At 72.6% G+C, this 8004-nt stretch carries 5 protein-coding genes; 4 read left to right on the top strand and 1 reads right to left on the bottom strand.

The genetic code is table 11. From position 1 onward, the window contains the following. Window positions 1-146: 146 nt before the first annotated feature. A complete protein-coding gene (locus ACZ6KY_RS41635) occupies window positions 147-2423 on the top strand; it encodes a DUF7824 domain-containing protein (protein ID WP_469315454.1) in 2277 nt (758 codons plus the stop codon). A gap of 198 nt (window positions 2424-2621) precedes the next feature. Continuing rightward, on the top strand, window positions 2622-4067 hold the full coding sequence (locus ACZ6KY_RS41630; protein WP_469315453.1) for a GNAT family N-acetyltransferase: 1446 nt from the start codon (window positions 2622-2624) through the stop codon (window positions 4065-4067). Between the two features lie 216 nt (window positions 4068-4283). On the opposite strand, the gene ACZ6KY_RS41625 is transcribed toward ACZ6KY_RS41630, so the two are convergent. Then, entirely contained in the window at window positions 4284-5495 is a 1212-nt protein-coding gene (locus ACZ6KY_RS41625) for a trans-sulfuration enzyme family protein (protein ID WP_469315452.1), read from the bottom strand. 60 nt (window positions 5496-5555) lie between these two features. Here ACZ6KY_RS41625 and ACZ6KY_RS41620 point away from each other — a divergent pair, with 60 nt between their 5' ends. Together ACZ6KY_RS41620 and ACZ6KY_RS41615 are read left to right on the top strand one after the other, a co-directional pair. Beyond that, window positions 5556-6062, top strand: coding sequence for an Lrp/AsnC family transcriptional regulator (locus ACZ6KY_RS41620; RefSeq protein ID WP_469315451.1), 507 nt, complete (start codon window positions 5556-5558; stop codon window positions 6060-6062). A gap of 62 nt (window positions 6063-6124) precedes the next feature. Then, the gene (locus ACZ6KY_RS41615) at window positions 6125-7816 is read left to right on the top strand and encodes a DUF885 domain-containing protein (protein WP_469315450.1); all 1692 of its coding nucleotides are present in this window, start codon (window positions 6125-6127) and stop codon (window positions 7814-7816) included. Window positions 7817-8004: the final 188 nt, after the last annotated feature.

The raw sequence follows: 8004 nt of genomic DNA, 5'->3' as shown, positions 1-8004 counted from the left end.
CCTCAGGCAGCCAGCCGCCCTGCCTCCTCGACCGCCTCCTCCATCCCCTCCCCCCCCCCCCCCCCCCCCTCCCCCCCCCCCCCCCCCCCCTCCCCCCCCCCCCCCCCCCCACGTCCCGGCTCCCGTTCGCCCTGCTGTCGGGTCTGGTGGGGCTGTCAGGATGCGAGGTTCCGACGACCGACGCCTATGTGCAGGGCTGGTTCCAGCACATAGGAGCCTCGTGGCACAGCGGAGGCACCGTGGTGCAGCGGCTGCGCAAGGAGCCGCACCTGCCCCGGATGATCACCGCGCTCTTCGAGTCACCGGACGTCACGGGGCAGGTCGCCTGGCTGTTCGGGGACGGACCGGGCAGCTGGTACAACGCTCTCGCCGAACTGGCCGAGGAGGGCACCCTCGACCGCAAGGTCCTGGTGGACGCCTGCGTGGCCCGGCTGCTGCGCGGCGGCGTCCCCGCCGACCAGCGGGTGTTCCTGCGCCTGTTGTCGTCCCTCGCCCCGACGCGTGACGAGGAACGCGAGCGCTCCGCCGACTGGACGGCGCTCGCCTGCCAGGGCATTGCGGCCGTCGCCTGGCACGCGCAGTCGGTGCTCGCCTCTCTCGCGCTGGACGGCGAGTTGACGTCCCGGCAGCTGGCCGAGATGTCCTCGGGCGTGCTCTTCCGTACCGAGAAGAAGCTGGTACGAGCCCAGCTCGTCCTGCTGGGCAAGGTTCTCAAGCGCGATCCGTCCACGGCGGATGTGCTGCTGCCCGCGGTGGCGGAAGCCTTCGGGCACGAGGACACGGAGGTGCAGGAGCGTGCGCTGAAGCTGGTGGAGCGCCATGCCACCGCGCTGCCCGACTCCGGTGACGCGCGGGACCGACTCGGCGAGCTCACCGCCGACTTGAGCCCGGGGCTGCGGCTGCGGGCGCAGCGGCTCCTCGGCATCGAGGCTGTCGGCACCGCTTCGGCCGTCCAGGAAGAGGTACTGCCGCCCGTTCCCGAGCGGGCACGGCTGGCGACGGCACCGGAATCTGTGGCCGAACTGGCCGAGGAGGTCAGCGCGCTGCTCGCCTCCGGTGGTGGCGTCGCCGCGTTCGAACGCACTTTGGACGGCCTGGTGCGCCACGCCCACCGCGACCGGGACGCTCTGGTGGAGGCCCTCGGCCCCGTGGTCGCGCGATGCTGGTGGAAGGACGGCGATCCGCGGTACTCGAACGCGGGAAGGCACTTCCGTGAGTCGCCGGGGGGACTCGAAGTCGTCCTCGCGGCCCTGTTCGAGCAGGTCGGCATGGACACGCTCCATGCGGCGGTGCAGCAGGGCACGAACAACGGGGACTGCCACCACAGCGCTCTGTCCCGTGCGTTCGAGGCGCGGCTGTGGGAGGTGGCCTACCGGGTCCGCGCCGACCCGATGCCGTTCCTTCTGGCCACTCCCACCTGGGACACCGGGCTGCTGGAGCCCGACGAGCTGGTGGCACGCCTCACCGAGTACCGGCGGCTGGACGCCCGGCCCGGAGCCGCCGACTTCGCGCAGGCACTGCTGCGGGTACGGCGAGACGACCGTACGACGGCGACGGCAGCAGCGGCGCGGGCCCACGCTCTCGGCAGCCCCGAGGGGCACCGGCTGGCCCAGTGGCTCGCCTCCGAAGGACCGCTGCTCCCGGTGAGCCACCGACGGACCTCAGGCGTCTGCATCGTGCTGGACCTGGGTGAACTCGAAGAGATACAGGGCCTGTTCCCCCCGGAGTTCCGGCCGCTGGGACACCCTGTCACGGTGTTCAAGGACCGCTGGTACTGCCGGCACTGGGACGTCACGGACCGGCGGCACTGGACGGCCGTCCTGCCGGGACAGCGGGAGCTGGTGGCGGCACGCCTGCTGCGCGACATCAGCAAGGCCGCGGTGGAGGACAGTCGCACGGACGCCGCGATGCTGCCGCTCCTCGCCGAAGGCGACGGTACGGCGGGCGAAGCGCTGCACCTGTGTGTGGCGTACGGGCTCGGGGCCCGGCACCCCGAGGACCGGCTCGCTGCGGTGGACGCCCTGCTGGTCCTCGCCGCGCGGGGGCAGCTCGACGCCGGGCGGCTCGGCACGGACGTCGGGGAGTTGGTGCGCAGGGGAGCGCTGAAGCCGTCCCGGCTGGCCGAGTCCATACGCACGGCGGCGGCCACGGGCGCGTACGCCACCGTCTGGTCGGTGCTGCGCGACCTGCTGCCGGCCCTGCTGCCGGCCCTGCTGGCCGACCTCGCCGCGGACGGGGCGAGCGGCGGACCGGTGCGGGGGCTCGGCGAGCTGCTGGCCGTCGCCGCCGACTGCGCCGAGCGGTCCGGGGCGCGCGGTGATCTCGCGCATCTCGCCGGAATCACCGGGCGGCGCGGCTCGTCCAAGGTGGTGACGCAGGCCCGGCGGCTACGGACGGCGCTGACGCGGGAGGCCGCCGCCTGACGTAGGACCGCCACGCCCTGGCGCAAGGCGGTCAGGGACCGGGCGGCCCCGACCAGGTGGGCAGTCCGGTCCCGCGTTCGAGGCAAAAGACCCGTAAAAAGAACTATAAAAAGGGCAGAACGACACTTAACCGATCAGTCACAAGCCGTTCGTGATCACGCAACACCGTTCCTTCACAGTGGCTGTATGACTCCAGACATGTCTGATGTGACGCGTGCGAAGCACGGACGGCCCGTCCACCACTGGCGGCGGGACCTCGTCGAACTCGCCGCACTGTTCACGGCCGTGGCGGTCGCGGACGGTGTGGCCAATCTGATCGGGCACGGTCCCGGCGGTCCCGCGCTGCTGACCACCTCCGCGGTGATCCTGGTCGCCACGGCAGGGTTCCACACATGGTGGGCACGGCGCCACGGTCACGCGCCCCCGACGAGCGATCCCGGCGCCCGGCCGCCCTCGGACGGGCGAGCGGGCGGGCTTCCCGGGGAAGAGGCGGGAACCGCCGCGCCTCCGGCCGTCGTGGAGACCGTGCTGTGGCGGATGCGTACGACGGTCAAGGACGCGCCGGGTTCGCTCGCCGCGCTGTGCACGGCGCTGGCGCAGCACCAGGTCGACATCCTGAGCCTCCAGACGCACCCGCTGGCGGACGGGACGGTAGACGAGTTCCTGCTGCGCGCCCCCGCCGGGCTGGCCACGTCCGAGATCACCCGCAACGTGGCACAGGCGGGCGGCACCGCGACCTGGATCGAGCGGGCCGACGCCCACGATCTGGTGGACGCGCCGACCCGGGTGCTAGGTCTGGCCACCCGCACGGCCCTCGACGCCTCCGAACTGCCGCTCGCGCTGCGGCAGTTGCTCGGCCGGTGCACGATCCGCTCGCTGCCCGCCACCTCCCCCGTCTCCGGCCGGGCGGCGGAAGGGGCTCCCGTGGAGGGGGCACTCGAGGACACGGTGATGCGGCTGCGGGCGCCGGAGGGCGGAGTGATCACGGTGGAGCGGCCGTATCTGCCGTTCACGCCGACCGAGTTCGCGCGGGCGCGGGCCCTGGTCGAGCTGGACGCGCGGCTCGGTCCGCGTATTCCGGGCGGGCAGGACATGCTGACGCTGCCCGAGGGCAACGCGATCACCGTGCGGCGCGCCGACGCCTCCGACGTCGAGGCCTCCAAGGCGATGCACGAGCGCTGCTCGCCGCGCACGCTGAGCATGCGGTACCACGGTCCCGTCGGGGACGCGGACCGTTACCTCAACCACCTGCTCAGCCCCAGTTTCGGGCGCACCCTGGCCGTCCAGACGGCATCCGGCAGGATCGTCGGGCTCGGCCATCTCCTCTGGGACGGCGACGAGACGGAGGTCGCGCTGCTCGTCGAGGACGACTGGCAGCGGCGCGGTATCGGCGTCGAACTGCTCGGCCGCCTCGTGACGATGGCCGTCGAGGCCGGCTGCGAGAGCGTGTACGCCGTCACGCAGGCGTCCAACACCGGCATGGTGGCCGCCATGCGCAGCCTCGGGCTCCCCCTCGACTACCAGATCGAGGAGGGCACCCTGGTCATCACCGCCCGCCTGGACGCGACACCGGTGAGCTCACGTCTGCCGTACGACCGGGTCCAGGGCCACGCCCAGCAGGGAACGTGGGCCAACCGGGACTAGCCGGCCCGGAGGACTCGGGGCCGCGACCCCATCTGCCCGCGGCCCCGTCGGCCCGAGGGCCCGCCCGTTTGCGACCGCGTCCGTCCGCAGGCCCGTCCGCCCGCGCGGACGGGTCCGCGGACCCGTGGCTCCAACGCTGGTGCCGGCAGGCGCTGCCGACACCGCCCGGCACGCCGGGGTGCCGCCGGGGGACGCCGAGGGGACGCGCCCAGATCCTCACCCCCCGCTGGTGAACCCCAACGCCCCCTCCAGGTCCGTCCACAGGTCGTCCACGTCCTCCAGGCCTACCGACAGGCGCAGCAGGCGGTCGCTGACGCCAGCGTCGTGGCGGTCGGCTGTGGGGACTATGCGGTGGCTTATGGAGGCCGGGTGCTGGATGAGGCTGTCGACGCTGCCGAGGCTGACCGCGGGGGTGATCAGCCGGACTCCGGCGATGACGTCGTGCGGGTCGCCGTTCACCTCGAAGGCGATCATGGCGCCCCCGATGCGCGGATAGTGGACGCGGGCGACGCGCGGATCGGCGGCGAGCCGGCGGGCTAGTTCCGCGGCGTTCGCGGACGCGGCCCGGACCCGGACCGGCAGGGTCGACAGGCCACGCAGCAGCAGATAGCCGGCCAGCGGATGCAGGACACCCCCCGTCGCGAACCGCACCTGGCGCAGTTTCCGGGCGAACTCCTCGTCGCACGCGACGACCCCGGCCATCACGTCCCCGTGTCCGCCCAGGTACTTCGTGGCGCTGTGCAGAACCAGGCGGGCGCCGGATTCGGCGGGCCGCTGGAGCACGGGCGTGGCGAAGGTGTTGTCGGCGAGGAGAGGGACGGAACCGCAGGAGTGGGCCACGGCCCGCAGGTCGAGCTCGGCGAGCGTCGGGTTGGCCGGGGACTCGACCATCACGAGGCCGGTGTCGGGACGCAGCGCGTCGGCGATGCCGGCCGGGTCGACCCAGGTGACCTCGGTGCCGAGCAGTCCGGCCGTGAGGAGGTGGTCGCTGCAGCCGTACAGGGGACGTACGGCGACGACATGGCGCAGCCCCATCGCGTTCCGTACGAGGAGGACGGCGCTCAGCGCGGCCATGCCGCTCGCGAAGGCGACCGCGCTCTCGGTGCCTTCGAGGCGCGCGAGGGCGGTCTCGAAGCGGGCGACGGTCGGATTGCCGAGGCGGGCGTAGACGGGCGGGCCCTCCGGTTCGGCGCCGTCGGCCGCGAAGGCGTCGATCCGGGCGGCCTCGCCACGGCTGTCGTACGAGGGGTAGGTGGTGGACAGGTCGATCGGGGCCGCGTGCAGCCCCAGAGCCGCCAGATCCTCCCGGCCGGCGTGCACCGCCTCGGTGGCGAGTGCCCTGGCCGGAGCCGCGAAGAGCTGGGCGCTTCCGCTCAGGTCGTCCTGCGCGTCCTGCGCGCCCTGCGTGTCGTACACAACGGAGTCCATGGGCGGAAGCCTGAACACCGGGCGGGGTTCGGGCGCCACATCCCGTGTTACGTTCGCGCCATGGCCGATTCTGTCGTACTCGATCCGGTGGATCTTCATCTGCTGCGGCTGTTGCAGAACGACGCACGGACGACGTACCGCGATCTCGCCGCGCAGGTCGGGGTCGCCCCCTCGACGTGCCTCGACCGGGTGACCCGACTGCGGCGGGCAGGAGTGATTCTCGGCCATCAGCTGCGGCTGGACCCGGCGAAGCTCGGACGGGGTCTCGAGGCACTGCTCTCCGTGCAGGTCCGGCCGCACCGCCGGGAACTGGTGGGGCCCTTCGTGGACCGGATCCAGGTGCTGCCGGAGTCCCGGACCGTCTTCCATCTCACCGGTCCCGACGACTACCTCGTCCATGTCGCGGTCGCGGACATGGCGGATCTGCAGCGACTGGTGCTCGACGAGTTCACCTCGCAGCGTGAAGTGGCCCGGGTCGAGACGCGGTTGATATTCCAGCAGTGGGACTGCGGACCGTTGCTGCCGCCCGCCGCGCCGGGCGTATCGCCTCCGGCCAAATCCGGCTGATCCGGTGAAAAGCCCGGCTGCCCGGGCTGACGCGGCACCCGTCCCCGTATGAGGATGTGCGCATGTCGCAGACGAAGAACCCGCTGCCCCGCGAGGTCGCCGACGCGTACGTCGACGAGCTCATCGCCCTCGACCCGGTTCTCGGTACCTACCTCGGTGTGAAGGAAAGTCACGGCAGGCTCCCCGACACCTCGCCCGCCGGCCAGGAGGCCGTGGCCGAGCTGGCGCGGGTGACGCTCGCGCGGCTGGACGAGGCGGAGCGGCAGCCAGGCGCGGAACGTGACATCGAGCGCCGTTGTGCCCGGCTGCTGCGCGAGCGGCTCACCGCCGCGCTCGCCGTCCACGAAGCGGGCGAGGGCCTGCGGTCGGTCGGCAATCTGCACACGGCGGCGCACGGTGTGCGGCAGGTCTTCACCCTGACGCCGACGGAGACCGACGAGGACTGGGCCACGGTCGCCGAGCGGCTGCGCGCGGTACCGGCCGCGCTCGCGGGCTACCGGGAGTCCCTCGCACTCGGACTCGACCGCAAGCTGTACGCGGGCCCGCGCCCGACCGCGACGTTCATCGAGCAGCTCACCGAGTGGTCGGACACCGACGGCCAGGGCCGCGGCTGGTTCGAGGACTTCGCCTCGGCGGGCCCCGACTCGGCGCGCGAGGAACTGGACACGGCGGCGCGTACCGCGACACAGGCGCTGGTCGCCCTGCGGGACTGGATGCGCGAGGTGTACGCGCCCACGGTCGAGGGCGCGCCGAACACGGTGGGCCACGAGCGGTACGCGCGGCTGGCGCGCTACTTCAACGGTACGGATCTCGACCTCGGCGAGGCGTACGCGTACGGCTGGGCCGAGTACCACCGTCTCCTCGGCGAGATGAGGACCGAGGCCGAGAAGATCCTGCCCGGCGCGGCGACCCCCTGGGTGGCGCTCGCGCATCTCGACGAGCACGGCCGGCACATCGAGGGCGTCGACGAGGTCCAGCGGTGGCTCCAGGAGCTGATGGACGAGGCGATCACGGCCCTGGACGGCACGCACTTCGAACTCGCCGAGCCGGTACGGAAGGTGGAGTCGCGCATCGCCCCGCCCGGCAGTGCCGCGGCGCCCTACTACACCGCCCCTTCGCAGGACTTCTCGCGGCCGGGCCGTACCTGGCTGCCCACCATGGGGCAGACCCGCTTCCCCGTCTACGACCTCGTCTCGACCTGGTACCACGAGGGTGTGCCCGGCCATCACCTCCAGCTCGCGCAGTGGGCGTACGTCGTCGACGACCTGTCCCGCTACCAGGCCACCGTCGGCCAGGTCAGCGCCAACTGCGAGGGCTGGGCGCTCTACGCGGAGCGGCTGATGGACGAGCTCGGCTTCCTCACCGACGCGGAGCAGCGGCTCGGCTACCTCGACGCGCAGATGATGCGGGCCGCCCGGGTCATCGTCGACATCGGCATGCACCTGGAGCTGGAGATCCCGGCCGACGCGCCCTTCCACCCGGGCGAGCGCTGGACCCCGGAGCTCGCGCAGGAGTTCTTCGGCTCGCACAGCAGCCGCCCGGCCGACTTCGTGGAGAGCGAACTGACCCGCTATCTCACGATGCCCGGCCAGGCCATCGGCTACAAGCTCGGCGAGCGCGCCTGGCTGCTGGGCCGGGAGAACGCGAGGAAGCGCCACGGTGACGCCTTCGACGCCAAGGCCTGGCACATGGCCGCCCTGTCCCAGGGGTCCCTGGGCCTGGACGACCTGGTGGACGAGCTGTCCCGGCTCTGACGACTCCGCGGGGGGGGGGGAACCAGGCCCAGAGCCCCCCCTCTCGGGAGCCCCCCAGCCAAACACCCCGCTCCTTTTTCTGGTGCCCCCCAGGCCCAAAACACCCCCCCCCCCCCCCAGAACCCCCTCTCTGCCCCGTCTCTCGTGCGCGTTACCCGGCGCATATCTTACCTGCCCCCCATCTCCCC

The sequence above is a fragment of the Streptomyces sp. NPDC042002 genome (assembly GCF_055588305.1).
Note: the sequence above shows the minus strand (reverse complement) of the source record. Positions and strands in the feature narration are given on the sequence as shown.

Coding starts and splice junctions, on each gene's coding strand:
- ACZ6KY_RS41630 (WP_469315453.1), top strand. CDS start 2,622: ATGTCTGATGTGACGCGTGCGAAGCACGGACGGCCCGTCCACCACTGG.
- ACZ6KY_RS41625 (WP_469315452.1), bottom strand. CDS start 5,495: ATGGACTCCGTTGTGTACGACACGCAGGGCGCGCAGGACGCGCAGGAC.
- ACZ6KY_RS41620 (WP_469315451.1), top strand. CDS start 5,556: ATGGCCGATTCTGTCGTACTCGATCCGGTGGATCTTCATCTGCTGCGG.
- ACZ6KY_RS41615 (WP_469315450.1), top strand. CDS start 6,125: ATGTCGCAGACGAAGAACCCGCTGCCCCGCGAGGTCGCCGACGCGTAC.